Origin of the sequence: Pseudomonas sp. CMR5c (genome assembly GCF_003850545.1) — a bacterium.
In the GTDB taxonomy this organism is placed as follows: Bacteria; Pseudomonadota; Gammaproteobacteria; order Pseudomonadales; family Pseudomonadaceae; genus Aquipseudomonas; species Aquipseudomonas piscis.
This window is the reverse complement of the sequence record NZ_CP027705.1, coordinates 1404879-1430474: the sequence shown is the minus strand read 5'-3', so window position 1 is coordinate 1430474 and position 25596 is coordinate 1404879. Positions and strand designations below refer to the sequence as shown.

Here is a 25596-nt window from a genome sequence, read left to right as displayed (position 1 = left end):
TTTTGTGCCCGAAGGTTTTCCCGCAACTGCCGCTGGAGCGCGCCCGGGGTTACCAGGTCACGCCGAAACCCACGGTATAGCGAGTCTTGTCCAGGTCGCTGTTTTCGGTACCACGGATCATGTCCTTTTCCGCCTTGAGGTTCAGCGAAGCCCAATCGGTGACCTTGTAGCGCAAGCCCAGTTCGGCATCCAAGGCGTAATCAGCCACCCCGGACAGCGGCCTGCTCACTTCGCCAGCAGTGAAGAACTCGACCCGCTTGCCGATCAGGTAACGGTTGTAGTCCCACTTCATGGCCAGGGAATAGAAGTTGTCCTTGCCGCCATCGGCATACCGGTAGTCCGTACGGTTGAGCAGCGAACCCAGGGAGAAGGCGCCCAGTTCGTCGTCCCAGAACTGATAGCCCGGACCAGTACCCACCACTCGTTGCTGCTCGAGGTCCTCGACCTTGTCGCGCTTGTAGGTCAAGCGGCCCTGCCAGAACCACTGCTGGGTAATGAAGCGGTCCAGGGCGTATTCGGCCTGCCAGTTATCGGTGGTCACCGCCTTGTTCTGGAACTCGCGGTTGTATTCGGCCTCGGCGTTGTGTCGCCAGGCGCCATGGCGCGCGGAGGTCTTGAGGTCGATGTCATAGCGGTCGGTGTCCTTCTCGGCCCGCTTGTAGTCCATGGCCACGTCGACATTGCCCTTCCACACGATGTCTTCCACCAGCGGCTTGGGCTTCATGATCTGCTGGATGCTGGCCAGATCCACCGTCCTGGGCGCCTCGCCATTGGCCAGGACGACCTTGCCGTCCTCCGACGCTCGCAGCGACTTGGCCCTCTCCCCCGAATAGGCATCCTCCTTGACCAACAGTTCCTGGTCGCTTTCCAGGGTCTTGACCTGTTTCCAGTCGATGGAGATAGCCCCGCCATAATCGGTCTGGATCAGCAGCTTGCCACCGTCGAATACCTTGATCTTGCCGCTGACGCGGTCACCGTTTTTCAACCAAACGACATCGGCCAGCACGGGCAAGGAAGCGCCAAGCATGGCGAAACACACGAAAATTCTAGGCAACATAGCTAAATACAAAACTCGGACTAGCGAAAAAAACGGCATTATTCCAGTTGAAATAGGCCCTGACCACGAATGACCCGACTATTACGAATGAGTTCAATACTCATCGGCCTTCAGTCACCACGAACACCTATATCTGGAACCGCGAATGTGACCGAACACAGCGAAGAGCCACAGACGCCCGCGCAAATCCGACGCACGGCGCTATACCTGACCCTGGCCCAGGTTCCCGAAGGCAAGGTGGTCAGCTACGGCCAACTGGCGGAAATGGCCGGCCTGGGACGAGCGGCCCGCTGGGTCGGACGTACCCTCAGCCAGCTGCCTGCCGACACCAGCCTGCCCTGGCACCGAGTGCTGGGTGCCGGCGGTCGCATCAGCCTGCCCGCAGGCAGCCCATCGGGGGATGAACAACGGGCACGGCTGCGCGGCGAAGGTGTCAGTGTCCTGAACAACAGGGTGGATATTCAGCGCCATGGCTGGCGTCCGGTAGAGCACAGCGGTTAGAGTGCGCGCTTTGTTTCCGTAATCCTTGAGGCAGACTCCAGCCCATGCCCCGTAAAACCTGGCGCGCCGCACTTGCCGCCTATGCCAGCCCCTCGACGCTCGTGCTGTTGCTGCTTGGTTTCGCTGCCGGCATGCCTTACATGCTGGTGTTCTCGACGCTTTCGGTGTGGTTGCGCGAGGCCGGAGTGGCCCGCGAAACCATCGGTTATGCCAGCCTGATCGGCCTGGCCTATGCCTTCAAATGGGTGTGGTCGCCCCTGCTCGACCAATGGCGCCTGCCGCTGCTGGGCAAACTGGGTCGACGACGATCCTGGCTGGTCCTGGCCCAGGCACTGGTGATCCTGGGCCTGATCGGCATGGGCTTCTGTGATCCACAGAAACACCTGTCCTGGCTGATCGCCATTGCCGTGATCGTGGCCTTCGCCTCGGCTACCCAGGATATCGCCATCGACGCCTACCGCCTGGAGATCGCCGACGACAGCCGCCAGGCCGCCCTGGCTGCCAGCTATATGTCCGGCTACCGCGTGGCGGTACTGCTGGCCACCGCCGGCGCGCTGTTTTTCGCCGAAGGTTTCGGCTCCACCGGCTTCAGCTACAAGCATTCGGCCTGGACCGGCACCTACGTGCTGTTCGGGGTGCTGATGATCCCGGCCCTGATCACCACCTTGCTCATGCGCGAACCCGCAGTGCCCCTGCGCACCCAGCTGTCGGCGGGGCGCTACAGCTTCGCCCACCAACTGATCTCGGTATTCGTGCTGATCGTGTTGCTGGTCTCGGTGCCAGCCACCTTCACCCAGCTCTACAACACCGACTTCGCCAGCGTGATCTTCCACGGCGTCAGCTTGCTGGACCTGCTATTGGAGGATCGGGCCTTCCTGCGTGCCATCCTCTATATCACCCTCACCGCGCTGTGCCTGTCGGCCATGGGCCGCCGTGGCCTGGCGCCGGTACTGACGCCGGTCAACGACTTCATCCTGCGCTATCGCTGGCAGGCCTTCCTGCTGCTGGGGCTGATCGCTACCTACCGCATGTCGGACACGGTCATGGGGGTCATGGCCAACGTGTTCTACATCGACCAGGGCTTCACCAAGGACCAGATCGCCGGGGTCAGCAAGATCTTCGGCCTGATCATGACGCTGATCGGCGCTGGCATGGGCGGCCTGCTGATCGTGCGTTTCGGCATCCTGCCGATCCTGTTCATCGGTGGCGCCGCATCCGCCGGCACCAACCTGCTGTTCCTCATGCTGTCCGACATGGGGCCGAACCTGAAGATGCTGATCGTCACCATTTCCCTGGACAACTTCAGCTCCGGAATGGCCACCTCGGCGTTCGTCGCCTATCTGTCGAGCCTGACCAACCTGAAGTTCTCGGCCACCCAATACGCGCTGCTCAGTTCCATCATGCTGTTGCTGCCGCGCCTGATCGGCGGCTATTCGGGAGTCATGGTGGAAAAATTCGGCTATCACGACTTCTTCCTCATCACCGCGATCCTCGGTGTCCCGACCCTGATCCTGATTGCCCTGCACTGGTTCCAGGAAAGCCATCGCGCCGGCCCGAAAGCCGAGGAACAAACCTCGGCCAGCAACAACGCCGTCGGCGAAGAATCCTAACGTTTCCCAGGGGTTGCGGGCTTTTCCAGACCGCCCCCGCCCCTGCCGAGCGCAATCCTGTACGCCAGCGGCACGCGCCCGTACAATGCTCCGTCACTTCCAGTCTTAAGCAACCGATAACGGCCTACCATGCGTACCAGTCAATATCTGCTCGCCACACAAAAAGAAACGCCTTCCGACGCGGTCGTGATCAGCCACCAGCTGATGCTGCGCGCCGGCATGATCCGCAAACTGGCTTCCGGCCTGTACACCTGGCTGCCGATGGGCCTGCGGGTGATGCGCAAGGTCGAGGCCATCGTTCGCGAAGAAATGAACGCCGCTGGCGCGCTTGAAGTGTTGATGCCGGGCATCCAACCGGCCGAGCTGTGGCAGGAATCCGGTCGCTGGGAACAGTACGGCCCCGAGCTGCTGCGCCTGAAGGACCGCCACAATCGCGACTTCTGCGCAGGCCCGACCCACGAAGAAGTGATCACCGACCTGGTCCGCAACGAGCTGAGCAGCTACAAGCAGTTGCCGCTGAACCTGTACCAGATCCAGACCAAGTTCCGTGATGAGATCCGTCCACGCTTCGGCCTGATGCGCGGTCGCGAGTTCATCATGAAGGACGCCTATTCCTTCCACGCCGACCAGGCGTCGCTGCAAGTCACCTATGACCGCATGCACCAGGCGTACTGCAACATCTTCACCCGCCTGGGCCTGAAGTTCCGCCCAGTGGAAGCGGACAACGGCTCCATCGGCGGCGCCGGCTCCCATGAGTTCCACGTACTGGCCGAATCCGGCGAAGACGACATCATCTTCAGCAACGGCTCCGACTACGCGGCGAACATCGAGAAGGCCGAGGCCGTGCCTCGCGAAACCTCGCGCCCGGCGCCGACCGAAACCATGCGCCTGGTGGATACCCCTGACGCCAAGACCATCGCCCAGCTGGTGGAAGGCTACGGCCTGCCAATCGAAAAGACCGTCAAGACCCTGGTGGTGCACGCCGAAGAGCCGGGCAAGCTGATCGCCCTGATCATCCGTGGCGACCACGAGCTCAACGAAATCAAGGCTGCCAAGCAGCCAGGCGTCGCCGACCCGCTGGTCATGGCCTCTGAAGCCGAACTGCGTGCAGCCATCGGCGCTGGCGCCGGCTCCCTGGGCCCGGTGAACCTGCCGCTGCCGGTCATCATCGACCGCTCCGTGGCCCTGATGAGCGACTTCGGCGTCGGCGCCAACATCGACGACAAGCATTACTTCGGCGTGAACTGGGAGCGCGATCTGCCGGTTCCAGCCGTGGCCGACCTGCGCAACGTGGTCGCCGGCGACCCGAGCCCGGACGGCAAGGGCGTGCTGGAGATCAAGCGCGGCATCGAAGTCGGGCACATCTTCCAACTGGGCAGCAAGTACAGCCAGGCGATGAAGTGCGAAGTGCTGGGCGAGAACGGCAAGCCGGTCACCCTGGAGATGGGCTGCTACGGTATCGGCGTATCTCGCGTGGTGGCTGCCGCCATCGAGCAGAACAACGACGAGAAAGGCATCATCTGGAGCGACACCCTGGCTCCGTTCCAGATTGCCCTGGTGCCGCTGCGCTATGAAACCGAACAGGTTCGCGAGGCCACCGACAAGCTCTATGAGCAGCTCACCGCTGCCGGTTTCGAGGTCCTGCTGGACGATCGCGACAAGAAGACCAGCCCGGGCATCAAGTTCGCGGACATGGAGCTGATCGGCATTCCGCACCGCATCGTGGTCAGTGACCGCGGCCTGGCCGATGGCAACCTGGAATACAAGAGCCGTACCGAAGCCGAGGCGCAAGCGCTGCCAGTGGCCGACGTGCTGTCCTTCCTCCAAGCCCGTATCCGTCGCTGAAACCAGATAGAGAAGTCATGTTCAAGCGAAACACCCTAAGCCTCGGTGGCGCCGCCTTGTGCGGCGCCCTCTTGGTCAGCGGCTGCGCCAACCAGATGTCGCAACGCAGCGAGCACGAGGAGCGGGTCGAGCGCAAGCTGCTCGACCACAGCCTGCAGATCGATGTCGGCGAGCCCAAGGTGCTTGAGCTGCCGCAACGACGGGTACGTATCCACGAGCAGAAAACCTTCGAGGTCACCGAGTTCGAGGTTACACGCCGCTACGACCGCTATACCCCCTACCAACCCTGGCGGGAGATCTACGAGATTCCGCTGGGCGCGGTGGCCCTGGTGGCCGGTGTCGGCGCCAACGTGGTCAACGTGTTCGCCCTGGGCAACCTGCCGGATAGCGTCACCAAGGATTGGCTCAGCTACGGCGTCTCCGGGGTCAACCCGTTCATGAACATGCCATCCCATGGTCGAGCCCAGCAGAACCTGGCGGCAATCGACGAGGTCCAGCGCGACAAGCGCGTGGAATATTCGAGCCTGCCCTGGAGCGAACGCCCGGTGCAGGTCAAGGCTGGCAAGCAGACCTACGAGCTGAGTACCGATCGCAACGGCGTGCTGAGCTTGAACCTCCTGAACGACCCGTTTTCCGAGCAGGACCTCAAGCACATCGGCAAGCTGCAGATCAGTGTCGAGGATGCCCAGGACGAGGTGCACTCCGATTCATCCCTGAGCATCAGTCCCGGCCTGCGCAGCAAACTGGTGGAGGCCCACGCGCTGATCTACGACGACCTCGAGGACGACGAAGTCAGTGAGTGGGTGCACCGAGTCAAGCGCCTGTCGCAACTGGGCCTCGAAGAAGAAGCCAGCGAACTGGAGCAGAGCCTGATCGAGCTCACCCGCAACGATCCGGAATTGCAGAAAGAGTTTCTCAAGGCCCTGACCAAGAACGCCGGCCGCCTGGTGGCGGATCCTGGCAGCAACTGATTGTCCCGACCGGCACCATGGGCTCATGCTCCTGGTGCCTGGCTCGCCCTCCTCTCCTATGACTCCCTGAACAACTCCAACTGTTCGTGACCACCACGCAGGTCGTGCAGGCGTACGCCTATGCCCAGCAGTCGCACCGGCTTGCCGCCACGCTTGAAGGCCTGGCTCAGCAACTGCCGATAACTCTCAAGGTCACGCCCGGCCCCTGCCTGTTCCAGGGTGGTCTGGGTAAAGTCATGGAACTTCACCTTGACGAACGGCTTGCCCGGTCGGTAGCTACTGTCGATGCGCGCCATGCGTCCGGCCAGGGTTTCCATCAGCTCCGGCAACTTCTGCAGGCAGCTGTCCAGGTCCGGCAGATCGGTATCGTAGGTGTTCTCCACGCTGATGGATTGCCGCCGGCTGTCATTCTGTACTGGCCGCTCATCGATCCCTCGCGCCAGGCTCCATAAGCGCTCGCCGAAACTGCCGAACTCACGCACCAGCGCCAACTTGCTCCAGTCGCGCAACTGCAGGCAGCTGGTTATGCCCAGCCGGCTGAGCTTGTCCGCGGTGACCTTGCCCACTCCATGCAACTTGCTCACTGGCAGCTCGGAGACGAAATCCTCGACCTGGTCCGGAGTGATCACGAATAGCCCGTTGGGCTTCTTCCAGTCACTGGCGATCTTGGCCAGGAACTTGTTCGGTGCAACGCCGGCCGACACCGTGATGTGCAACTGGTTGGAAACGCGCCGGCGGATGTCCTGGGCAATACGCGTGGCGCTGCCGGAGAAGTTCGGGCTGTCGGAGACATCCAGGTAGGCCTCGTCCAGCGATAGCGGCTCGATCAGGTCGGTGTAGTCGCGAAAGATCGTGTGGATCTCCCTGGATGCCTCGCGGTAGGCATCCATGCGCGGCTTGACGATGACCAGATCCGGGCACAGCGCCAGCGCATGCCGGGACGACATCGCAGAACGCACCCCGTAGGCACGGGCCTCGTAGTTGCAAGTAGCGATCACCCCTCGCCGCTCGGCAGAGCCACCAACGGCCAGGGGCTTGCGGGCCAATTGCGGATCGTCGCGCATTTCGATGGCAGCGTAGAAACAGTCGCAATCGATATGGATGATTTTGCGCTGCATCATGGGAAGGCAGAGATCATGGAAGACCGCCGGAATGGACAGGCGCCCAGTATCTAACGATACCTGTATATAGCACCAGTACCTTGCATCATCCCGCGGGTGCACGAGAGCCACCCGAGGATTTATCCGCTCAATGGATAGTCCCTCGGCAATAGAGCTGAAAGCCCCGTGCCATCTACCTCCACGCGGTTTTCAAAGCCCGTCTCAAGCGGCTAACCGGTTGAGCCGAAAGCAATTTTTTAAAATTAATGATTGACAGCCTCTCAACTCTCTGTAGAATTCCGCCACATCAGACGCGGGATGGAGCAGCCTGGTAGCTCGTCGGGCTCATAACCCGAAGGTCGTCGGTTCAAATCCGGCTCCCGCAACCAGATATAGAAAAAGGCCACTTCTTTGAAGTGGCCTTTTTTGTGCGCGTCGATTTTTGTCCTCCCCCCGGGTACTTCGGAAAAACTCCTTGAGTGACCATGGGTTAAGCATCGAAGTAGAATAATCGACGCTTATTTGACCCTGATGGACATTAACGGTTGACACTCGGTCGTTCACCTGTAGAATGCCGCCCCACAGACGCGGGATGGAGCAGTCTGGTAGCTCGTCGGGCTCATAACCCGAAGGTCGTCGGTTCAAATCCGGCTCCCGCAACCAAATATCAAAAAAGGCTGCTCGAAAGAGCGGCCTTTTTTGTACCTGTAGAAAAAATCCTTTCGCAACAAAGACCTGGCAAAGTATTGCGAACCTTTGGCGATGCTTCGACTCTTCAATATGCAAGCTATGCTCTGTCTCAAGCCTGTCCTTGCGCCACCCACGCCGGGTCGTCGGGCCACGCCGAGACGCGTTAATATTTGAAATTATTTTTCCACAGGGATTGGTAACTTGGCCGGATACCCCCATCCTGTCGCGCACAATCCACGAGGTGATTGATGCGCGCCAACACGTCTGATTCACAAGACACCGATACCGCTACACAACCCATCACAGTCACTCGTTTGCGCTGGCTGGAACTGCTGAGCAAATACCGCCAGCCGCTCGGCCTGGTGGTGACCTTGCTGCTGTTCGCCATTGCCCTGGTCGCCTGCCGCCACCTGCTCAGCGAGCTGGATTTCTACGCCCTGCACGACTCGATCCTGGAAGTACCCAAGCCGGCCCTGCTCGGCGCACTGGGCGCGACCATCGTCGGCTTCATCATCCTGCTGGGCTATGAGTGGTCCGCCAGTCGTTATGCCGGGGTCGATCTTTCCGGGCGCACCCTGGCCCTGGGCGGGTTCACCGCTTTCGCCATCGGCAACGCCATCGGCCTGTCGCTGCTCTCCGGGGGCTCGGTGCGCTACCGGCTTTATGCACGGCACGGGCTGGGGGCTGCCGACGTCGCCCACATGACCCTGTTCGCCAGCCTGTCCCTGGGCTGTGCCCTGCCGCCCCTGGCCGCCCTGGCGACCCTGAGCAACCTGCCCGCCGCCTCGACGGCACTGCGCCTGCCCCAGGGCCTGCTGGCCGGCATCGCCATCGCCGTACTGCTGCTCGGCGCGGTGCTGGCCATGGGGCTTTATCGCCGCCGCCTGCCGGAACAGCCCCTGCGCGACAACCTGCTGGTGCGAATCGGTCGTCGTACCCTGCGCCTGCCCGGGCGCCGCCTGACATTCCTGCAACTGATCATCACCGCCCTGGACGTGGCCGCAGCCGCCACCGTGCTGTACCTGCTACTGCCCGAGGCTCCGCCATTCGGCGCATTCCTGCTGGTCTACCTGCTGGCCCTGGCCGCCGGGGTGCTCAGCCATGTACCAGGCGGCGTCGGGGTGTTCGAGGCGATCCTGCTGGCGGCCTTCGCCGACAAGCTGGGAGCCGCGCCACTGGCGGCGGCACTGCTGCTGTATCGACTGATCTACGTCGTGCTGCCGATGCTGGTGGCCTGCGTGCTGCTGCTGATCAACGAAGCCCAGCGCCTGTTCCAGACTCGCCAAACGCTTCGCGCGGCATCGGGCCTGGCGGCTCCGGTCCTCGCGGTGCTGGTGTTCCTCTCCGGCGTGGTGCTGCTGTTCTCCGGCGCCACCCCGGAAATCGATACCCGCCTGCAGCACATCGGCTTCCTGATTCCCCATCGCCTGGTGGACGCTTCGCACTTCGGCGCCAGCCTGATCGGCGTGCTCTGCCTGCTGCTGGCCCAGGGCCTGCGCCGGCGCCTGTCGGCGGCCTGGATGCTCACCACCATCCTGCTGCTGGTGGGCGCCGTGCTGTCCCTGCTCAAGGGTTTCGACTGGGAGGAAGCCTGCCTGATGACCTTGACCGCCAGCCTGCTGGCCGTCTTCCGTCGCTCGTTCTATCGTCCTAGCCGCCTCACCGAATTGCCGTTCTCGCCGCTGTACCTGGTGGCCAGCGTCTGCGTGCTCGGGGCGTCGATCTGGCTGCTGCTGTTCGCCTACCAGGATGTGCCCTACAGCCACCAATTGTGGTGGCAGTTCACCCTCGACGCCGATGCCCCACGGGGCCTGCGCTCGCTGCTGGGCGCCGCGGTCCTGTTGCTGGTGGTATCCCTGACCTGGCTGCTGCGCACCGCGCGCCCGGTGATCCACCTGCCCACCGGCGAAGAACTGGACAAGGCGGCGAAGATCCTCATGGCCTCCTCCCAGCCCGACGGCGGCCTGGCGCTGACCGGCGACAAGGCGCTGCTGTTCCACCCCAACGACGATGCATTCCTGATGTATGCCCGTCGCGGTCGTAGCCTGGTGGCGCTGTATGACCCCATCGGCCCGACCCAGCAACGTGCCGAGATGATCTGGCAGTTCCGTGACCTGTGCGATGTGCACCACGCGCGCCCGGTGTTCTACCAGGTACGGGCGGAGAACCTGCCCTACTACATGGACATCGGCCTGACCGCGATCAAGCTCGGCGAAGAGGCCCGGGTCGATCTCAAGCGCTTCGACCTGGAAGCCAAGGGCAAGGAGATGAAGGACCTGCGCTACACCTGGAACCGTGGTACCCGCGACGGCCTGTCGCTGGAGATCCACGAGCCCGGGCAAGCGCCGATGGACGAACTGAAGGTGATCTCCGATGCCTGGCTGACCGGCAAGAACGTCCGGGAGAAGGGTTTCTCCCTGGGCCGCTTCAGCGACGACTACCTCAAGTACTTCCGCATCGCGATCATTCGTTTTGAAGGACGCCCGGTGGCCTTCGCCAACCTGCTCGAGACCTATAGCCACGACCTGGCCAGCCTCGACCTGATGCGCGCGCACCCGGATGCTCCGAAGCTGACCATGGAGTTCATGATGGTCGGCCTGATCCAGCATTATAAAAATCATGGATATGCCCGCTTCAGCCTGGGGATGGTGCCCCTTTCCGGCCTGCAACCGCGCCGTGGAGCACCGCTGACCCAACGCCTGGGCTCGATGGTGTTCCGCCGCGGCGAGCAGCTCTACAACTTCCAGGGCCTGCGCCGCTTCAAAGACAAGTTCCAGCCTGACTGGGAACCCCGTTACATGGCCGTGCCGGCAGGGCTGGACCCGCTGGTAGCACTGGCCGACACCGCCGCCCTGATCGCGGGCGGCCTGACTGGATTGGTGAAACGCTGATGATTCGACGTACTTGGCGGTATCTGCTGGCCACCCTGGTGGTTCTGGCACTGATCGCAGGTGGTGGCTATTGGTGGTGGAATCGCCCCGCGCCCGAACCGACCCTGGAGCAATTGCCCCAGGCCGATGGCTCGACCCTGACCCGTGTAACCCCCGGCACCAAGGCCAAGGCCCGCGTACTGGTCGCCGTACTGCCGGATTCGACCCTGAGCGACAAGCAACTGCTGGCCCTGAGCCGCGGCGGCGCAGCGCAGATCGTCCAGGTGATCCTGCCCAAGGACGACTGCAAGCTGCAGGAACAGGCCCTGCAAAACGCCTTGCCACAGTTGGCCGGGCCCGCGACCCTGGTCAGCGGCATCGGCCCGGGTGCCGCCCTGGCCTGGCGCTGGATCGCCGCGCAAAACGACGACAAGGCCCAGGCCGTATCGGTGGGCTTCACCATCGACCCGGCGCCCGGTTGCACCGACCCGCTGCCCAAGACCATGAGCCATGGCCATTGGCTGGTGGCCTGGAACGACAACCCGGATGACGAAAGCGCCGGCTTCGTACGCGACACCCCCAATGCCACCACCAGCATCAGCGACTACGACGTCCACCTGCCCCAGGTGCTGAACAACGAACTGCGCAAGCTGCTGGTGGGCTCGGACAACGGCGGCCTGAACATTCCCGTGGTTGAAGTCCCGGCCGGCCAGGCCAAGGACACCGTGACCCTGTTCCTCTCGGGCGATGGCGGCTGGCGCGACCTGGACCGCGACGTGGCCGGGGAAATGGCCAAGCTCGGTTATCCGGTGGTGGGTATCGACACCCTGCGCTACTACTGGCAGCACAAGACCCCGGAGCAAAGCGCCACCGACCTCACCGAACTGATGCAGCACTATCGGCAGAAGTGGGGCACCAAGCGTTTCGTCCTGACCGGCTACTCCTTCGGCGCCGACGTCCTGCCGGCCATCTACAACCGCCTGCCGGAAGCCGAGCAGCAGCGGGTCGACGCCATTATCCTGCTGGCCTTCGCCCGCACCGGCAGCTTCGAGATCGAAGTCGAGGGCTGGCTGGGCAACGCTGGCAAGGAAGCCGCCACCGGGCCGGAAATGGCCAAGCTGCCAGCGCCCAAGGTGGTCTGCATCTACGGCGTGGAAGAAGTCAACGAGAGCGGTTGCACCGACAAGACCGCCGTTGGCGAAGCGATGAAACTGCCAGGCGGCCATCACTTCGACGAGAACTACCCGGCCCTGGCCAAGCGTCTGGTGGAGATCATCGAGAAGCGCCAGGCCAATCAAAACGCCAGCAACTGAACGGTACCAGGGTCATCGGCCACGCTGACACCCGAGAAATAGAAGCCCTCCCAGCGAGGGCTTTTTTTCGCCTGGCGCAACACAATCCCGGCATCCAGGCAGGCACAAAAAACCCCTGCGGCGGTCTTGCTGTTCACTCAAGCGAAGTGATCCCTGCAGGAGCGGCCGGTCGACGCTCGATTGCTCGCGATGGTCGTAGCGTGCGTCTACTGGGCAAACGCAGCGCTCTGAAGTCCATCGCGGGCAGGCCTCGCTCCTACCATTTCCTTGAACCACCAGGCGGGAGCTTTTTGTTTGGGCGGCCTCAGATCTCGACCTGGGTTCCCAGCTCGATCACCCGGTTCACCGGCAGCTTGAAGAAGCGCAGGTTGCCGTTGGCGTTCTTCAACATGAAGGCGAACAGCACTTCGCGCCAGCGGGCCATGCCCACCAGCTTGGAGGCGATCACTGTCTCGCGGCTGAGGAAGTAGGTGGTACGCATCGGGCTGAAGTCCAGCTCGTCCAGGTGACACAGCTTCAGGGCCTCGGGCACGTCCGGCTCGTCGGTGAAACCAAAGTGCAGGATCACCCGGAAGAAGCCTTCGCCGTAGGAGTCCACCTCGAACCGACGCTGAGCCGGCACCCGTGGAATGTCCTCGTAGAGCACCGTCAGCAACACCACTTGCTCATGCAGCACCTGGTTGTGCAACAGGTTATGCAACAAGGCGTGGGGCACGGCATCCGGGCGAGCAGTGAGGAACACTGCGGTGCCCTGTACCCGATGCGGTGGCTGCACGCGGATGCTGCCGATGAAGATCGGCAACGGCAGCCCCCCTTCGTCCAGGCGATCCACCAGCAGCTCCTTGCCGCGTTTCCAGGTGGTCATCAGGACGAACAGCACGATCCCCGCCAGCACCGGAAAGGCACCGCCCTGGACGATCTTCGGCACGTTGGCGGCGAAGAACAGCCCGTCCACCAGCAGGAAGCCCAGCAGGATCGGCATGATCAGCACCGGCGACCATTTCCACAGCAGCAACATCACCGCCGACACCAGGATGCTGGTGATCAGCATGGTACCGGTCACCGCCACGCCATAGGCCGACGCCAGGGCGCCGGAAGACTCGAAGCCCAGCACCAGCAGGATCACCCCGACCATCAGCGACCAGTTCACCGCACCGATGTAGATCTGCCCTTGCTCGGCGCTGGAGGTGTGCTGGATGTACATCCGCGGGATATACCCCAGCTGGATGGCCTGGCGGGTCAGGGAAAAGGCGCCGGAAATCACCGCCTGGGAAGCGATCACCGTGGCCAGGGTCGCCAGCCCCACCAGCGGGATCAGGGCCCAGCTCGGTGCCAGCAGGTAGAACGGGTTGCGTGCCGCCTCGGGGTTTTCCAGCAGCAACGCGCCCTGGCCGAAGTAGTTCAGCACCAGGGCCGGCAACACCAGGGCGAACCAGGCCCGGGCGATGGGCTTGCGCCCGAAGTGGCCCATGTCGGCATACAGCGCCTCGGCACCGGTCAGGGCCAGTACCACGGCCCCCAGGATCGCCACGCCCATGCCCGGATGGGAGATGAAGAAACGCACGGCCCACACCGGGTTCAACGCCTGCAGCACTTCAGGATGCTGGGCGATGCCGTGGATGCCCAAGCCTCCGAGGACCAGGAACCAGGCCACCATCACTGGGCCGAACAGCTTGCCGATGCGATCGGTGCCGTGCTTCTGGATCAGGAACAGCGCCACCAGCACTACCAGCGCCAGCGGTACCACCCAGTGCTCCAGGCCACTGAACGCCAGCTCCAGGCCTTCGACCGCCGAAAGTACCGAGATTGCCGGGGTGATCATGCTGTCGCCATAGAACAGCGAGGCGCCGATCAGGCCAAGGATCACCAGCACCGAGCGCAAGCGCGGGTAGGAGGCCGATGCGCGCCGGGCCAGGGCGGTCAGGGCCATGATCCCGCCCTCACCCTGGTTGTCGGCACGCAGGATGAACAATACGTACTTGATCGAGACGACCCAGACCAGCGACCAGAAGATCAGTGCCAGGATGCCGAACACCCCATCATGGTTGACCTGGACGCCATAACTGCCGGAAAAGACTTCTTTGAGGGTATAGAGCGGGCTGGTACCGATGTCGCCATAAACCACCCCTACCGCCGCGACCAGCATGCTCAAAGGCCGCGCGACCGAATGCTCGGCGCCCGCCGCCTGACTACTTGCCTGACCCATCCAATACTCCTGATTCCAGACCCGGCTTCTTAGAATGAAACGCTATGCTTTGGTATTGCAGCATGTGCGGCTTTACTTGTTGTTACAGACGTTTGATTGACTACAGGAATTCGCCTGTGCGCAACGGCGCGAAGCATAGCGCAGCACTCGTCGTATTTCCCTGCATAAAGCTGGTCAAGTGCGCTGCTCATCGCTAGAATTGCGCACTTTTTGATCAGAGGCGCCCAAAGCGCCCGTTCACCGCCAGCGCATCCATCCAGATCGCCGAGCGGCCAGACACCTATACCGAGGTTAGACATGTCCACCCCTACCGCGCCAGCCAACCCCAAGGTCGGCTTCGTTTCCCTGGGTTGCCCCAAGGCTCTGGTCGACTCCGAGCGCATCCTCACCCAACTGCGCATGGAAGGCTATGACGTGGTGTCCACCTACCAGGACGCCGATGTCGTGGTGGTCAATACCTGTGGCTTCATCGACTCGGCCAAGGCCGAATCCCTGGAAGTGATCGGCGAAGCCATCAAGGAAAACGGCAAGGTCATCGTGACCGGCTGCATGGGCGTGGAAGAAGGCAACATCCGCGATGTGCACCCTAGCGTGCTGGCGGTGACCGGCCCACAGCAGTACGAGCAAGTAGTCAGCGCGGTGCACGAAGTGGTGCCACCGAAGCAGGACCACAATCCGCTGATCGACCTGGTGCCACCACAGGGCGTCAAGCTGACCCCACGGCACTACGCCTACCTGAAGATTTCCGAAGGCTGCAACCACAGCTGCAGCTTCTGCATCATCCCGTCGATGCGTGGCAAGCTGGTCAGCCGCCCGGTGGGCGACGTGCTCGACGAAGCCCAGCGCCTGGTCAAATCCGGAGTCAAGGAACTGCTGGTAATCTCCCAGGACACCAGCGCCTATGGCGTCGACGTCAAGTACCGCACCGGCTTCTGGAATGGCGCGCCGGTCAAGACCCGCATGACCGAACTCTGCGAAGCCCTGAGCACCCTGGGCGTCTGGGTCCGCCTGCACTACGTCTACCCGTATCCACACGTCGACGAGCTGATCCCGCTGATGGCCGCCGGCAAGATCCTGCCGTACCTGGACATCCCGTTCCAGCACGCCAGCCCGAAAGTGCTCAAGGCCATGAAGCGCCCGGCCTTCGAAGACAAGACCCTGGCCCGGATCAAGAACTGGCGCGAAATCTGCCCCGAGCTGATCATCCGCTCCACCTTCATCGTCGGCTTCCCCGGCGAAACCGAGGAAGACTTCCAGTACCTGCTGGACTGGCTCACCGAAGCCCAGCTGGACCGCGTCGGCTGCTTCCAGTATTCCCCGGTCGAAGGCGCTCCGGCCAACGACCTGGACCTGGAAGTGGTGCCGGATGACGTCAAGCAGGATCGTTGGGAGCGCTTCATGGCGCACCAGCAGGAAATCAGCTCGGCACGCCTGCAACAGCGCGTCGGCAAGGAAATCGAAGTACTGATCGACGAAGTCGACGAGCAAGGCGCCGTGGGCCGCTGCTTCTTCGATGCCCCGGAGATCGACGGCAACGTCTTCATCGACAATGCCAGCCACCTGAAGCCGGGCGACAAGGTCCGCTGCCGGGTGACCGACGCCGACGAGTACGATCTCTGGGCCGAGATCCTCTAAGGCGTAAAAAAACTGCCAAGCCCCGCTCTCGCAACGAGATGCGGGGCTTTTTTAGGTCTATCGTTTGCTCTGGAATGCGCTTCAACCCAAGCCCAAGGAGCAGGCGGCATGCGCCAACATCCAGTCATCCATACCCCGAAACTCAGCGACTACCCGGAACTGACCCAGGTCTGGGAAGCCTCGGTACGCGCCACCCACGATTTTCTCCCGGATAGCTATATCGAACTGCTGAGGAATCTGGTGCTGACCCGCTACCTGGATGCGGTGATGCTGATCTGTACCCGCGACCAGCGCCAGCGCATCAATGGTTTCGCCGGGGTCGCGGCGGGCAAGGTAGAGATGCTGTTCATCCATCCGGACCACCGCGGCCAGGGCCTGGGGCGGCAGTTGCTGCACTACGCCGTGGAACACCTGAATGCCATCCAGCTGGACGTCAACGAACAGAACCCCCACGCCCTGGGGTTCTACTTCAAGCAAGGGTTCGAGATCGTCGGTCGCTCGGAACAGGATGGCATGGGCCAGCCCTACCCTCTGCTGCACATGCGCCTGAAGCAACCACAGGCGCAGGCGCGAAGCGGCTAATGGCCACAGCCGGTAAATGGACCCGCGATTAACCGGCGCCAGGCAGGTACAATAGCTGCCCTCTTTTACAACGGCCCCTGTCATGACCGACCCGATTCGTCTCTCCAAACGCCTCATCGAACTGGTCGGCTGCTCCCGCCGGGAAGCCGAGCTGTTCATCGAAGGCGGCTGGGTCACCGTGGATGGCGAAGTCATCGACGAGCCACAGTTCAAGGTCGGCGCCCAGAAGGTGGTCCTCGACCCCGAGGCCAAGGCCACCGCGCCGGAGCCTGTGACCATCCTGCTCAACGTACCCGCCGGCCAGGACGTGGAAAGCGCCCGGCTGTCGATCAGTGCTGCCAGCCTGTCGGATGAGCATCGCTTCGGCAAACGCCCCCTGCGCGGGCATTTTGCCCGCCTCAATGCCAGCGACGACCTGCAACCCGGCGCCAGCGGCCTGTTGGTGTTCACCCAGGACTGGCGGGTTCAGCGCAAGCTCAGTGCCGATGCCTCCAAGATCGAACAGGAATACCTGGTCGAGGTTTCCGGGCAGATGATCGAGCACGGCTTCAACCGCCTGAACCACGGCGTGACCTACAAGGGCCGCGAGCTGCCGCCGGCGAAGGCCAGCTGGCAGAGCGAGAACCGCCTGCGCTTCGCCTTGAAGAATCCACAACCCGGGATGATCGCGCTGTTCTGCCAGGCTGTCGGCCTGCAGGTCATCGCCATTCGCCGAATCCGCATCGGCGGCGTATCGATCGGCAAGGTGCCGCTGGGCCAATGGCGTTACCTGTCGGCCAAAGAGAAATTCTGAATTCCCCAGCCCCTGCCCTCGTTCAGGACAGGTGCACAGACCAGGACCTCAACATGATCCACAACGATGTACTGCGCAGCGTGCGCTACATGCTCGACATCAGCGACCAGAAGATGGTCGATATCATCAAGCTCACCGGTTTCAGCGCCAGCCTCGAAGAAATCGTCAGCTACCTGAAGAAGGACGAGGAAGAAGGCTTCGTGCGCTGCCCGGACCAGACCATGGCGTACTTCCTCGATGGCCTGGTGATCTTCAAGCGCGGCAAGGATGACAGCCGCCCGCCGCTGCCGATCGAACTGCCGGTGACCAACAACATCATCCTGAAGAAATTGCGCGTAGCCTTCGAATTGAAGGAAGACGACATGCATGCCGTGCTCAAGGCGGCCAACTTCCCGGTGTCCAAGCCAGAGTTGAGCGCCCTGTTCCGCAAGTCCGGGCACAACAACTACCGGCCTTGCGGTGACCAGCTGCTGCGCAACTTCCTCAAGGGCCTGACCCTGCGCGTGCGCGGCTAAGCCTCGCGATCATGGCCTACAGCGTCTCCCCCATCGGCTTCGTGCGCTCCTGTTTCAAGGAGAAGTTCGCCATCCCGCGCCAGCCGCAATTGGCACCAGCCGCCCGCGGTGTGCTGGAGCTGGTGCCGCCCTTCGACCAGGGCGACGCGGTCCAGGGGCTGGAGCAGGTCAGCCATGTCTGGCTGCTGTTCCTGTTCCACCAGGCCCTGGAGGACAAGCCACGACTCAAGGTGCGCCCACCACGCCTGGGGGGCAACAAGTCCATGGGCGTCTTCGCCACCCGGGCCACCCACAGGCCCAACGGCATAGGCCAGTCGGTGGTCAAGCTGGACCGGGTCGAGGCGAATCGCCTGTGGATCTCCGGCATCGACCTGCTGGATGGCACCCCGATCCTCGACATCAAGCCCTACGTGCCCTATGCCGACAGCATCGCCGGGGCCCGCAATGAAATCGCCAGCACCGCGCCGGTGCTCATTCCGGTGCAATGGCAACCCCAGGCCCTGGAACAAGCGCAGCTGCACGCCTTGCGCCTGCAGGAGCCATTGCTGGAACTGATCGAGCAGTGCCTGGCCCAGGACCCTCGTCCGGCCTATCAGGTGCCCAGTCCGGAGCGCGAGTACGGTGCCCAGTTCTGGGACCTGGACGTGCGCTGGCATTACCCCGAGCCCGGACTGATCCGGGTATTGGCAGTGGTGCCGGCCAACTGATCCTGCACAAACAAAAAAGCCCGCGTTGCCTTCACAGGCAACGCGGGCTTTTTGCTCGATGCGAGGCGCTTACTTCTCGACGAAGGCGCGCTCGATCAGGTAGTCACCCGGCTCGCGCATGCGCGGCGAGACGGTCAGGCCGAAGCTGTTGAGCACTTCGCTGGTCTCGTCCAGCATGCTCGGGCTACCGCACAGCATGGCGCGATCGTCCTGCGGGTTGATCGGCGGCAGGCCGATGTCGCGGAACAGCTTGCCGCTGCGCATCAGGTCAGTCAGGCGGCCTTCGTTCTCGAATGGCTCGCGAGTCACGGTGGGGTAGTAGATCAGCTTCTCGCGCAGGGCCTCGCCGAAGAACTCGTTCTGCGGCAGGTGCTCGGTGATGAACTCGCGATAGGCGACTTCATTGACGTAGCGAACGCCGTGGCACAGGATCACTTTCTCGAACCGCTCGTAGGTTTCAGGATCCTGGATCACGCTCATGAACGGCGCCAGGCCAGTGCCGGTGCTGAGCAGATAGAGGTGCTTGCCAGGCTTCAGGTCATCCAGAACCAGGGTACCGGTTGGTTTCTTGCTGATGATGATTTCATCGCCTTCCTTCAGGTGCTGCAACTGGGAGGTCAGCGGACCGTCAGGAACCTTGATGCTGAAGAATTCGAGATGCTCTTCCCAGTTCGGGCTGGCAATGGAGTAAGCACGCATAAGCGGACGGCCGTTGGGCTGTTGCAGGCCGATCATCACGAACTGACCGTTCTCGAAGCGCAGGCCCGGATCGCGGGTGCACTTAAAGCTGAACAGAGTGTCGTTCCAGTGATGAACACTGAGGACACGCTCGTGGTTCATGTTGCTCATGTACGGGGACTCCTAGAAATTGCCTGCGCTGACCATGAGCGCAATTGCACAGCATTCTAATGGCAGCGACAATATCTGTTAACTGGATTATTAAGATAAGGGTTATCGGTTATATCGATATGCGATTCACTCTCCGTCAACTCCAGGTTTTCGTCGCCGTCGCCCAGCAAGAGAGCGTCTCCCGGGCCGCTGGGCTCCTGGCCCTGTCGCAATCGGCAGCGAGCACCTCGATCACCGAACTCGAGCGCCAGTCCAGTTGCCAGCTGTTCGATCGGGCCGGCAAACGCCTGAGCCTCAACGCCCTGGGCAAGCAATTGCTGCCTCAAGCCGTGGCACTGCTGGACCAGGCCAAGGAAATCGAAGACCTGCTCAATGGCAAGTCCGGTTTCGGCTCGCTGTCGGTGGGCGCGACCCTGACCATCGGCAATTACCTGGCGACCTTGCTGATCGGCAGCTTCATGCAGGTGCACCCTGAAAGCCAGGTCAAGCTCCATGTGCAGAACACTGCGCATATCGTGCAACAGGTCGCCCACTACGAAATTGATCTGGGTCTAATCGAAGGCGACTGCAACCATCCGGATATAGAAGTGCAAAGCTGGGTCGAGGACGAACTGGTGGTGTTCTGCGCCCCCCAGCACCCGCTGGCCAAGCGTGGCCACGCCACCATGGAGGACCTGACCCGCGAAGCCTGGATCCTGCGGGAACAAGGCTCGGGCACGCGGCTGACCTTCGACCAGGCCATGCGTCATCACCGCAGCGCCCTGAACATTCGCCTGGAGCTGGAGCATACGGAGGCCATCAAGCGCGCCGTGGAATCGGGATTGGGCATTGGCTGCATCTCCAGGCTGGCCCTGCGCGACGCATTTCGCCGCGGCAGCCTGGTACCGGTGGAAACACCGGGCCTGGACCTGGCCCGGCAGTTCTATTTCATCTGGCACAAGCAGAAGTACCAGACTTCGGCGATGCGCGAGTTCCTCGAGCTTTGTCGCGCCTTCACTTCCGGTGTACGGCGCAGCGACGAGATAGTGCTACCGAGCATTCCCTAGATCAGGATCACCGCCCAGACGATGGTGATCATGCTCAGGGCGATGAACTGCGCCGCGCTGCCCATGTCCTTGGCGTTCTTCGACAACGGGTGGCGATCCAGGGAGATCCGGTCGATGGCCGCCTCCACCGCCGAGTTGAGCAACTCGACGATCAGCGCCAACAGGCAGACGGCGATCAACAATGCACGTTCGACCCGGCTGACATCGAGCAGGAAGCTCAGGGGCACGAGGATTACATTGAGCAGCACCAATTGGCGGAAAGCCGCTTCACCGGTGAAGGCCGCGCGCAGGCCATCGAAGGAATAGCCAGTGGCGTTGAGGATGCGTTTGAGACCGGTTTGACCTTTGAAAGGCGACATAAGCTGGGCAACTGCAAGAAAAGGTGTGGGGAAGCTAGTTCAACCAAGGTCAAAAAAGCGTGAACGAAAAGCCGATCAATGGCCGGAAATTGACTCAAGTTGTTGCAAGAGCAACGCCGCCTGAGTCCGGGTACGAACACCCAATTTGCGGAAGATCGCGGTCACGTGGGCCTTGATCGTCGCCTCCGACACGTTCAGCTCATAAGCGATCTGCTTGTTCAGCAACCCTTCGCACACCATGGTCAGTACCCGGAACTGCTGCGGCGTCAAGCTTGCCAGGCCCTCGCTGGCGGCCTTGGCCTCGTCCGAGACGCTGACCTGCTCGAAGGCCTGCGGCGGCCACCAGACATCACCGTCGAGCACACTGCGCACGGCCTGCTGGATGACTTCCAGGGAGCTGGACTTGGGAATGAAACCGCTGGCCCCGAACTCGCGGGAGCGCACCATCACGGATGCTTCTTCCTGAGCCGAAACCATTACCACGGGAATCTGTGGATACTGGCCGCGCAACAGCACCAGCCCGGAAAAGCCGTAGGCGCCGGGCATGTTCAGGTCCAGGAGGACCAGGTCCCAGTCGGCTTTCTCGGTAAGGCGGGTTTCCAGTTCGGCGATGCTCGCCACTTCAACCAGGCGCACGTCGGAACCCAGGCCCAAGGTAACGGCCTGGTGCAGCGCACTGCGAAAAAGCGGGTGGTCATCGGCAATCAGGATTTCGTATGTGGCCATTTTTCAGATGATCCTGTTTTCATGGCAGGACTGATGCATTCAATCCTCACCAAAGCACGGGGCTCGCCAGAATGCGGCACCCAAAGAGCACGAACGCCGCGAAAAGCCTGAGTAAAACGGCGGTTCAAACAGCGCTGGCGCCCTAACCGGCGCCAAGCATGCCCAGCGAAGCCGGGGTGGTCAAGTTCGAAGCTTTGCGGCATCTTGGCCAGCTAACTAATAAGAGAGCCATCATGCGCAGCCAAGCCTTGCGTGCCGACGCCCTGATGCTGGTCACCGCAGTGATCTGGGGCTCGGCCTTCGTCGCACAAACCTCCGGCATGAACCATATCGGCCCCTTCCTTTATTCCGGCCTGCGTTTCGCCCTTGGATCGCTGTGCCTGCTACCACTGGTGCTGCGCCGCCCGGCCAGTGACCGACCGTCCGAACCCATGCTCACCCAAGGCCTGCTGCTGGGGGGCGTGCTCATGGGCCTGGTGCTCGCCCTGGGGATCAACCTGCAACAAGTCGGGTTGATGTTCACCAGCGTCACCAATGCCGGATTCATCACTGGCCTGTATGTCATTGTAGTGCCGCTGCTGGGCTTGCTGATCGGCCACCGAACCGGGCTGGGTACCTGGCTTGGCGCGGTACTGGCCGTGGTGGGCATGTTCCTGTTGAGCGTCGGCGCCAATTTCCATATCGCGCCGGGCGACTGGCTGCAACTGATCGGCGCCTTCGTCTGGGGCGGCCATGTGATCCTGGTGGGCCTCTTTGCCAGCCGTCACGATCCAATTCGCCTGGCCTTCCTGCAATTCGCCACCTGCTCGGTGGTGAGCCTGGCCCTTGCCTTGTGCCTGGAACCCATCGAGTGGCCTGCCATAGTCGACGCCGGGCCAGCCATTCTTTATGGCGGCGTGGTTGCCGTCGGCATCGGCTACACCCTGCAGGTGATCGCCCAGAAAGACGCCATCGCTTCCCATGCGGCGATCATCCTGTCCCTGGAAGCGGTGTTCGCAGCCATTGCCGGAGCCTGGCTGCTGGATGAATCACTGCAAATGCGCGGCTACATCGGCTGCGCCCTGATGCTTACGGGAATGCTGGTGGCGCAACTCTGGCCCCAGGCCCCACGACTAAACGCCGGAGCTAGACAAAAGGCTTGAGCCGGGCATGGACTTCGTCATCCGGATCGATCGCCTTCTGGAATTTCGCCGACAGGTAGTGGGTGCTGAACACATCGAGGTAGGCATCCAGTACCTGGCTGACCTGGTCGTCCCCGGCCAGCTCCAGGCATAACGCCGCCACCTCCGCCGTACAAAAGTGATCGTCACGCTTGGAGCGGCGCAGCTTGTAACGTGAAAGCCGCTCGGACGAAAGACTCAGCACCGGCAGATGCTCCAGGTACGGGCTCTTGCGGAACATCTTGCGGGCTTCGCTCCAGGTGGCGTCCAGCAGGATGAACAGCGGACGCTTGCCCTCCTGGCGCCGGACCTCGGTAACCACCCGCTCCGGTGCCACGAACTCCCCCGGAAACACGATATACGGCTGCCATTGCGGATCGGCCAGAAGCGCTAGCAACTGTGGATCCACCTCGGTGCGCGACCAGTGAAACGCCGAAGTATCGGCAACCACGTCGGCGATCAGCCAGCCGGTATTGCTCGGTTTGAGCGACTCGACATCGTGCATCACCAGGCACATGGCCGAGTCGGCCGTGACCTTGGGGCGCCAGGCACACAGGCAATGGCTGGGGATCACCCGGCAACGCGGGCAGCGTTCAGCCCGGGAACCACGGGCGACAAAAGGCTTGAGCACGCGAGCCATACGCTGGTCGCGTAGACGGGAAACCGCATGGCTCATCGCTGGCCACACCGGCAAGAGGGGAGAATCGACACGAAAATGACTCGAAGGGGAAAAGTCGCGCAAGTTTATCAGAGCTCTCCATGCAAACCTGTACCGCCTTCCCGACTCTGCACCTATAATCCGACGCCACTGAACGCACAGTCGAGTGACTGGTCGAAGCATCAGTCACTGCACCAGGAGAGTTTCATGTTGCGCTTTACCATTCCTACCGTCGCCCTTCTGCTGGCCCTGCCCCTGGGTGCCCAGGCGGCGTCGCTGCAAGAATTCGAATTGAGCAAGATGCTGGAGAAGGTCGCAGCGGAGAGCAACATCGGCACTCCCCGGGAAATCAACGAGAACATCCTCGACCAGGGTTACACCGTTGACGGCAAGGAACTGATCAACCACTTGAGCGTCCAGGCTGCCCACGCCGCGCAAATGCGCGCCAACCCCAAGGCCGTCTACCTGCAACTGGGGGCCAGCGTCTGCCGCAATCCCAACTATCGCAAGCTGATGGCCAAGGGTGCGGTCATGCGCTACGAGTTCACCGAAAACCGGACCAACCGCCCTGTGGCCTCCGCGCGCTTCCAGGAGTCGGACTGCCCAGCGCAAGGCGCCTCAAAGAAGAAATGATCAATCGTGGGTTGCGCGCCGCTGTTGATCGTCGGCACGCAACTCCGCTACCAGAGCCTGTAAATAAGGCGAAGCTCGTTCCCCTCCCGCCAAACGGCGGCGACACTCCTCCTCCAGGCTCAATCCATGGGCCGCTGCGGCTTCCTGTAACAGGTGGTAGAGTTGCTGATCGATATCCAGCGTGACCGTGGTCATCCATTGCCTCCATGCCCCTGGCCGATGCCGACGAAACCACGCAAACCTCGTCCTGGACTCGCTTCCAGGTCATGCGCTACCACTTAGTAAATCAGAGCTTGCAAGCACTGCCGCCCCTTCTGATAAGCGGCGCGCACAGCTGAAAAATCAGCAAGAAGCGGTTGCCAGCCAAGACTGCATGGGCACATGATCGAGCCATGTTCAGAGATTCCCGATGATTGCCCACGGCGGTTCAGGAGGCCGCCAACCGCGTCTTGCAGTGCGAGTTTTTTCTCAAATAAAGGAAAGCAGGACCTCTGAGGACGAGCCGGCCACGCCCCACAATCGCCAGTCGTGACCGGATCGAAGAACTGCCCAGGCCGCCAAGCCAGGCAGGCAGCGGCACAGGCAGTGTCGTGGCGCGCTGGTACATGCCGGGCGTGCATCAGGTTCTGTGCAGAAGGAGAAGCTGAATGCCCTACCAAACGAACGACCTGCTGGCCCGCCACTTTCAAAGCAATGGCATCGATCTCACAAGCCAGGTCGAAGAACAACTTACCCTGATCGCCCCCAACAGTCCGAACATCCCTCTTTATCGCGATATGGTCCTTACCGTCCTGCGCATGGCCGAGGAGGACCTCAACCGCTGGAACGCCAAGATCACCTTGCAGGCCCTGCGGGAACTGGAGCACGCCTTCAGGGTGCTCGAGCAATTCAAGGGCCGGCGCAAGGTAACGGTGTTCGGCTCGGCCCGCACTCCCAGCGAGCATCCGCTATATGCCATGGCCAGGGAACTGGGGGCAGCCCTGGCTCGCTCGGACCTGATGGTCATTACCGGAGCCGGCGGCGGCATCATGGCCGCGGCCCACGATGGCGCCGGACTGGAGCACAGCCTGGGCTTCAACATCACCCTGCCCTTCGAACAACACGCCAACCCAACCGTTGGCGGTACCGAAAACTTGCTGTCGTTCCACTTCTTCTTCACCCGCAAGCTGTTCTTCGTCAAGGAAGCCGACGCCCTGGTCCTGTGCCCCGGCGGCTTCGGCACCCTCGATGAAGCACTCGAAGTGCTGACCCTGATCCAGACCGGCAAGAGCCCGCTGGTACCCGTGGTGTTGCTGGACACTCCCGGTGGGCAGTTCTGGCAAGGTGCCCTGGATTTCATCCATAACCAACTGGAAGCCAATCGCTATATCCTGCCCAGCGACATGAAGTTGATGCGCCTGGTGCACAGCACCGAAGAAGCGGTGCAGGAAATCCAGCAGTTCTATGCCAATTTCCACTCCAGTCGCTGGCTCAAGCAACAATTCGTCATCCGCATGAACCACAACCTCAATGAGCAGGCGTTGCAGAGGATGCACGAGGAATTCGCCGACCTGTGCCTGAGCGGCCAGTTCCACCAGCATGCCTACAGCACCGAAGAGCAGGACGACGTGCAATTCAGCCATCTGGCGCGGCTGTCGTTCGCTTTCAATGCCCGAGACAATGGCCGCCTGCGCGAGCTGATCGACTTCATCAACCTGCCGGAAAACTGGTCCAGGCAACAAGCCAGGGCCGCACCACGAGAAAGGGAAACCAGCAAGGCCAACTGAGCAA

At 62.1% G+C, this 25596-nt stretch carries 24 protein-coding genes and 2 tRNA genes; 17 read left to right on the top strand and 9 right to left on the bottom strand.

Annotated elements, in window-relative coordinates:
* Nucleotides 1–49: 49 nt before the first annotated feature.
* Nucleotides 50–1057 carry a DUF481 domain-containing protein gene (locus C4K40_RS06605; RefSeq protein WP_031321023.1) on the bottom strand — a complete coding sequence of 336 codons (1008 nt, stop codon included), beginning with the start codon at nt 1055–1057 and terminating at the stop codon, nt 50–52.
* Between the two features lie 147 nt (nt 1058–1204).
* Here C4K40_RS06605 and C4K40_RS06600 point away from each other — a divergent pair, with 147 nt between their 5' ends.
* The 4 genes from C4K40_RS06600 to C4K40_RS06585 all read left to right on the top strand — a co-directional run bounded on the left by C4K40_RS06600 (nt 1205) and on the right by C4K40_RS06585 (nt 5984).
* A complete protein-coding gene (locus C4K40_RS06600) occupies nt 1205–1558 on the top strand; it encodes an MGMT family protein (protein ID WP_053135570.1) in 354 nt (117 codons plus the stop codon).
* A 44-nt stretch (nt 1559–1602) separates the two neighbouring features.
* A complete protein-coding gene (locus tag C4K40_RS06595; protein WP_053135575.1) occupies nt 1603–3168 on the top strand; it encodes an AmpG family muropeptide MFS transporter in 1566 nt (521 codons plus the stop codon).
* 129 nt (nt 3169–3297) lie between these two features.
* The gene (locus tag C4K40_RS06590) at nt 3298–5013 is read left to right on the top strand and encodes a proline--tRNA ligase (protein ID WP_031321022.1); all 1716 of its coding nucleotides are present in this window, start codon (nt 3298–3300) and stop codon (nt 5011–5013) included.
* Between the two features lie 17 nt (nt 5014–5030).
* Nucleotides 5031–5984: a hypothetical protein gene (locus tag C4K40_RS06585; protein ID WP_022642668.1), complete on the top strand. Its 954-nt coding sequence runs from the start codon at nt 5031–5033 to the stop codon at nt 5982–5984.
* 56 nt (nt 5985–6040) lie between these two features.
* Here C4K40_RS06585 and dinB read toward each other — a convergent pair whose 3' ends face one another.
* Complete coding sequence (gene dinB, locus C4K40_RS06580) at nt 6041–7105, bottom strand: DNA polymerase IV (protein ID WP_022642667.1); 1065 nt, start codon at nt 7103–7105, stop codon at nt 6041–6043.
* A 291-nt stretch (nt 7106–7396) separates the two neighbouring features.
* Here dinB and C4K40_RS06575 point away from each other — a divergent pair.
* The 4 genes from C4K40_RS06575 to C4K40_RS06560 all read left to right on the top strand — a co-directional run bounded on the left by C4K40_RS06575 (nt 7397) and on the right by C4K40_RS06560 (nt 11957).
* Nucleotides 7397–7473: transfer RNA gene (locus C4K40_RS06575), tRNA-Met, on the top strand.
* A 197-nt stretch (nt 7474–7670) separates the two neighbouring features.
* A tRNA-Met gene (locus tag C4K40_RS06570) sits at nt 7671–7747 on the top strand.
* Nucleotides 7748–8022: 275 nt separating this feature from the next.
* Nucleotides 8023–10665: a bifunctional lysylphosphatidylglycerol flippase/synthetase MprF gene (gene mprF, locus C4K40_RS06565; RefSeq protein WP_053135578.1), complete on the top strand. Its 2643-nt coding sequence runs from the start codon at nt 8023–8025 to the stop codon at nt 10663–10665.
* Nucleotides 10665–11957 (top strand): virulence factor family protein, encoded by a 1293-nt coding sequence (locus tag C4K40_RS06560; RefSeq protein WP_053135581.1) that lies wholly within the window; start codon nt 10665–10667, stop codon nt 11955–11957. Before mprF ends, C4K40_RS06560 begins: the two co-directional genes overlap by 1 nt.
* Here the strand turns inward: C4K40_RS06560 and C4K40_RS31490 are convergent.
* Together C4K40_RS31490 and C4K40_RS06555 are read right to left on the bottom strand one after the other, a co-directional pair.
* Complete coding sequence (locus C4K40_RS31490) at nt 11939–12094, bottom strand: hypothetical protein (RefSeq protein WP_157064370.1); 156 nt, start codon at nt 12092–12094, stop codon at nt 11939–11941. The two genes, C4K40_RS06560 and C4K40_RS31490, sit on opposite strands and share 19 nt — an antisense overlap.
* A gap of 167 nt (nt 12095–12261) precedes the next feature.
* Nucleotides 12262–14103, bottom strand: a complete 1842-nt coding sequence (locus tag C4K40_RS06555) for a potassium transporter Kup (RefSeq protein WP_371263495.1) — start codon at nt 14101–14103, stop codon at nt 12262–12264.
* 357 nt (nt 14104–14460) lie between these two features.
* Between C4K40_RS06555 and rimO the strand changes: the two genes are divergently transcribed.
* The 5 genes from rimO to tsaA all read left to right on the top strand — a co-directional run bounded on the left by rimO (nt 14461) and on the right by tsaA (nt 18395).
* Complete coding sequence (rimO, locus tag C4K40_RS06545; protein WP_022642664.1) at nt 14461–15798, top strand: 30S ribosomal protein S12 methylthiotransferase RimO; 1338 nt, start codon at nt 14461–14463, stop codon at nt 15796–15798.
* Between the two features lie 108 nt (nt 15799–15906).
* Nucleotides 15907–16380 carry a GNAT family N-acetyltransferase gene (locus tag C4K40_RS06540; protein ID WP_053135591.1) on the top strand — a complete coding sequence of 158 codons (474 nt, stop codon included), beginning with the start codon at nt 15907–15909 and terminating at the stop codon, nt 16378–16380.
* Between the two features lie 82 nt (nt 16381–16462).
* Nucleotides 16463–17173: an rRNA pseudouridine synthase gene (locus C4K40_RS06535; protein ID WP_053135594.1), complete on the top strand. Its 711-nt coding sequence runs from the start codon at nt 16463–16465 to the stop codon at nt 17171–17173.
* Nucleotides 17174–17226: 53 nt separating this feature from the next.
* A complete protein-coding gene (locus C4K40_RS06530; protein ID WP_022642661.1) occupies nt 17227–17688 on the top strand; it encodes a DUF1456 family protein in 462 nt (153 codons plus the stop codon).
* An 11-nt stretch (nt 17689–17699) separates the two neighbouring features.
* Nucleotides 17700–18395, top strand: coding sequence for a tRNA (N6-threonylcarbamoyladenosine(37)-N6)-methyltransferase TrmO (tsaA, locus tag C4K40_RS06525; RefSeq protein WP_022642660.1), 696 nt, complete (start codon nt 17700–17702; stop codon nt 18393–18395).
* A 69-nt stretch (nt 18396–18464) separates the two neighbouring features.
* Here tsaA and fpr read toward each other — a convergent pair whose 3' ends face one another.
* A complete protein-coding gene (gene fpr / locus C4K40_RS06520; RefSeq protein WP_003198368.1) occupies nt 18465–19244 on the bottom strand; it encodes a ferredoxin-NADP reductase in 780 nt (259 codons plus the stop codon).
* Nucleotides 19245–19363: 119 nt separating this feature from the next.
* Between fpr and C4K40_RS06515 the strand changes: the two genes are divergently transcribed.
* Nucleotides 19364–20290 (top strand): LysR family transcriptional regulator, encoded by a 927-nt coding sequence (locus tag C4K40_RS06515; RefSeq protein ID WP_053135597.1) that lies wholly within the window; start codon nt 19364–19366, stop codon nt 20288–20290.
* On the opposite strand, the gene C4K40_RS06510 is transcribed toward C4K40_RS06515, so the two are convergent.
* Together C4K40_RS06510 and erdR are read right to left on the bottom strand one after the other, a co-directional pair.
* Nucleotides 20287–20649: a diacylglycerol kinase gene (locus C4K40_RS06510; RefSeq protein WP_022642657.1), complete on the bottom strand. Its 363-nt coding sequence runs from the start codon at nt 20647–20649 to the stop codon at nt 20287–20289. The genes C4K40_RS06515 and C4K40_RS06510 overlap by 4 nt on opposite strands.
* A 75-nt stretch (nt 20650–20724) precedes the next feature.
* Nucleotides 20725–21375, bottom strand: a complete 651-nt coding sequence (gene erdR, locus C4K40_RS06505) for a response regulator transcription factor ErdR (RefSeq protein ID WP_022642656.1) — start codon at nt 21373–21375, stop codon at nt 20725–20727.
* 233 nt (nt 21376–21608) lie between these two features.
* Here erdR and C4K40_RS06500 point away from each other — a divergent pair, with 233 nt between their 5' ends.
* Nucleotides 21609–22517 (top strand): DMT family transporter, encoded by a 909-nt coding sequence (locus tag C4K40_RS06500; RefSeq protein ID WP_053135600.1) that lies wholly within the window; start codon nt 21609–21611, stop codon nt 22515–22517.
* Here C4K40_RS06500 and C4K40_RS06495 read toward each other — a convergent pair.
* On the bottom strand, nt 22501–23211 hold the full coding sequence (locus C4K40_RS06495) for a tRNA-uridine aminocarboxypropyltransferase (RefSeq protein WP_031321021.1): 711 nt from the start codon (nt 23209–23211) through the stop codon (nt 22501–22503). The genes C4K40_RS06500 and C4K40_RS06495 overlap by 17 nt on opposite strands.
* A 189-nt stretch (nt 23212–23400) precedes the next feature.
* Between C4K40_RS06495 and C4K40_RS06490 the strand changes: the two genes are divergently transcribed.
* Nucleotides 23401–23826, top strand: coding sequence for a quorum-sensing-regulated virulence factor family protein (locus C4K40_RS06490; RefSeq protein WP_022642653.1), 426 nt, complete (start codon nt 23401–23403; stop codon nt 23824–23826).
* On the opposite strand, the gene C4K40_RS06485 is transcribed toward C4K40_RS06490, so the two are convergent.
* Entirely contained in the window at nt 23827–24021 is a 195-nt protein-coding gene (locus C4K40_RS06485) for a hypothetical protein (protein WP_022642652.1), read from the bottom strand.
* A gap of 452 nt (nt 24022–24473) precedes the next feature.
* Here C4K40_RS06485 and C4K40_RS06480 point away from each other — a divergent pair, with 452 nt between their 5' ends.
* A complete protein-coding gene (locus tag C4K40_RS06480; protein WP_053135603.1) occupies nt 24474–25592 on the top strand; it encodes an LOG family protein in 1119 nt (372 codons plus the stop codon).
* Nucleotides 25593–25596 lie beyond the last annotated feature (4 nt).

Coding starts and splice junctions, on each gene's coding strand:
- C4K40_RS06605 (WP_031321023.1), bottom strand. CDS start 1,057: ATGTTGCCTAGAATTTTCGTGTGTTTCGCCATGCTTGGCGCTTCCTTG.
- C4K40_RS06595 (WP_053135575.1), top strand. CDS start 1,603: ATGCCCCGTAAAACCTGGCGCGCCGCACTTGCCGCCTATGCCAGCCCC.
- C4K40_RS06590 (WP_031321022.1), top strand. CDS start 3,298: ATGCGTACCAGTCAATATCTGCTCGCCACACAAAAAGAAACGCCTTCC.
- C4K40_RS06585 (WP_022642668.1), top strand. CDS start 5,031: ATGTTCAAGCGAAACACCCTAAGCCTCGGTGGCGCCGCCTTGTGCGGC.
- dinB (WP_022642667.1), bottom strand. CDS start 7,105: ATGATGCAGCGCAAAATCATCCATATCGATTGCGACTGTTTCTACGCT.
- mprF (WP_053135578.1), top strand. CDS start 8,023: ATGCGCGCCAACACGTCTGATTCACAAGACACCGATACCGCTACACAA.
- C4K40_RS06560 (WP_053135581.1), top strand. CDS start 10,665: ATGATTCGACGTACTTGGCGGTATCTGCTGGCCACCCTGGTGGTTCTG.
- C4K40_RS06555 (WP_371263495.1), bottom strand. CDS start 14,103: ATGCTGGTCGCGGCGGTAGGGGTGGTTTATGGCGACATCGGTACCAGC.
- rimO (WP_022642664.1), top strand. CDS start 14,461: ATGTCCACCCCTACCGCGCCAGCCAACCCCAAGGTCGGCTTCGTTTCC.
- C4K40_RS06540 (WP_053135591.1), top strand. CDS start 15,907: ATGCGCCAACATCCAGTCATCCATACCCCGAAACTCAGCGACTACCCG.
- C4K40_RS06535 (WP_053135594.1), top strand. CDS start 16,463: ATGACCGACCCGATTCGTCTCTCCAAACGCCTCATCGAACTGGTCGGC.
- C4K40_RS06530 (WP_022642661.1), top strand. CDS start 17,227: ATGATCCACAACGATGTACTGCGCAGCGTGCGCTACATGCTCGACATC.
- tsaA (WP_022642660.1), top strand. CDS start 17,700: ATGGCCTACAGCGTCTCCCCCATCGGCTTCGTGCGCTCCTGTTTCAAG.
- fpr (WP_003198368.1), bottom strand. CDS start 19,244: ATGAGCAACATGAACCACGAGCGTGTCCTCAGTGTTCATCACTGGAAC.
- C4K40_RS06515 (WP_053135597.1), top strand. CDS start 19,364: ATGCGATTCACTCTCCGTCAACTCCAGGTTTTCGTCGCCGTCGCCCAG.
- C4K40_RS06510 (WP_022642657.1), bottom strand. CDS start 20,649: ATGTCGCCTTTCAAAGGTCAAACCGGTCTCAAACGCATCCTCAACGCC.
- erdR (WP_022642656.1), bottom strand. CDS start 21,375: ATGGCCACATACGAAATCCTGATTGCCGATGACCACCCGCTTTTTCGC.
- C4K40_RS06500 (WP_053135600.1), top strand. CDS start 21,609: ATGCGCAGCCAAGCCTTGCGTGCCGACGCCCTGATGCTGGTCACCGCA.
- C4K40_RS06495 (WP_031321021.1), bottom strand. CDS start 23,211: ATGAGCCATGCGGTTTCCCGTCTACGCGACCAGCGTATGGCTCGCGTG.
- C4K40_RS06490 (WP_022642653.1), top strand. CDS start 23,401: ATGTTGCGCTTTACCATTCCTACCGTCGCCCTTCTGCTGGCCCTGCCC.
- C4K40_RS06485 (WP_022642652.1), bottom strand. CDS start 24,021: ATGACCACGGTCACGCTGGATATCGATCAGCAACTCTACCACCTGTTA.
- C4K40_RS06480 (WP_053135603.1), top strand. CDS start 24,474: ATGCCCTACCAAACGAACGACCTGCTGGCCCGCCACTTTCAAAGCAAT.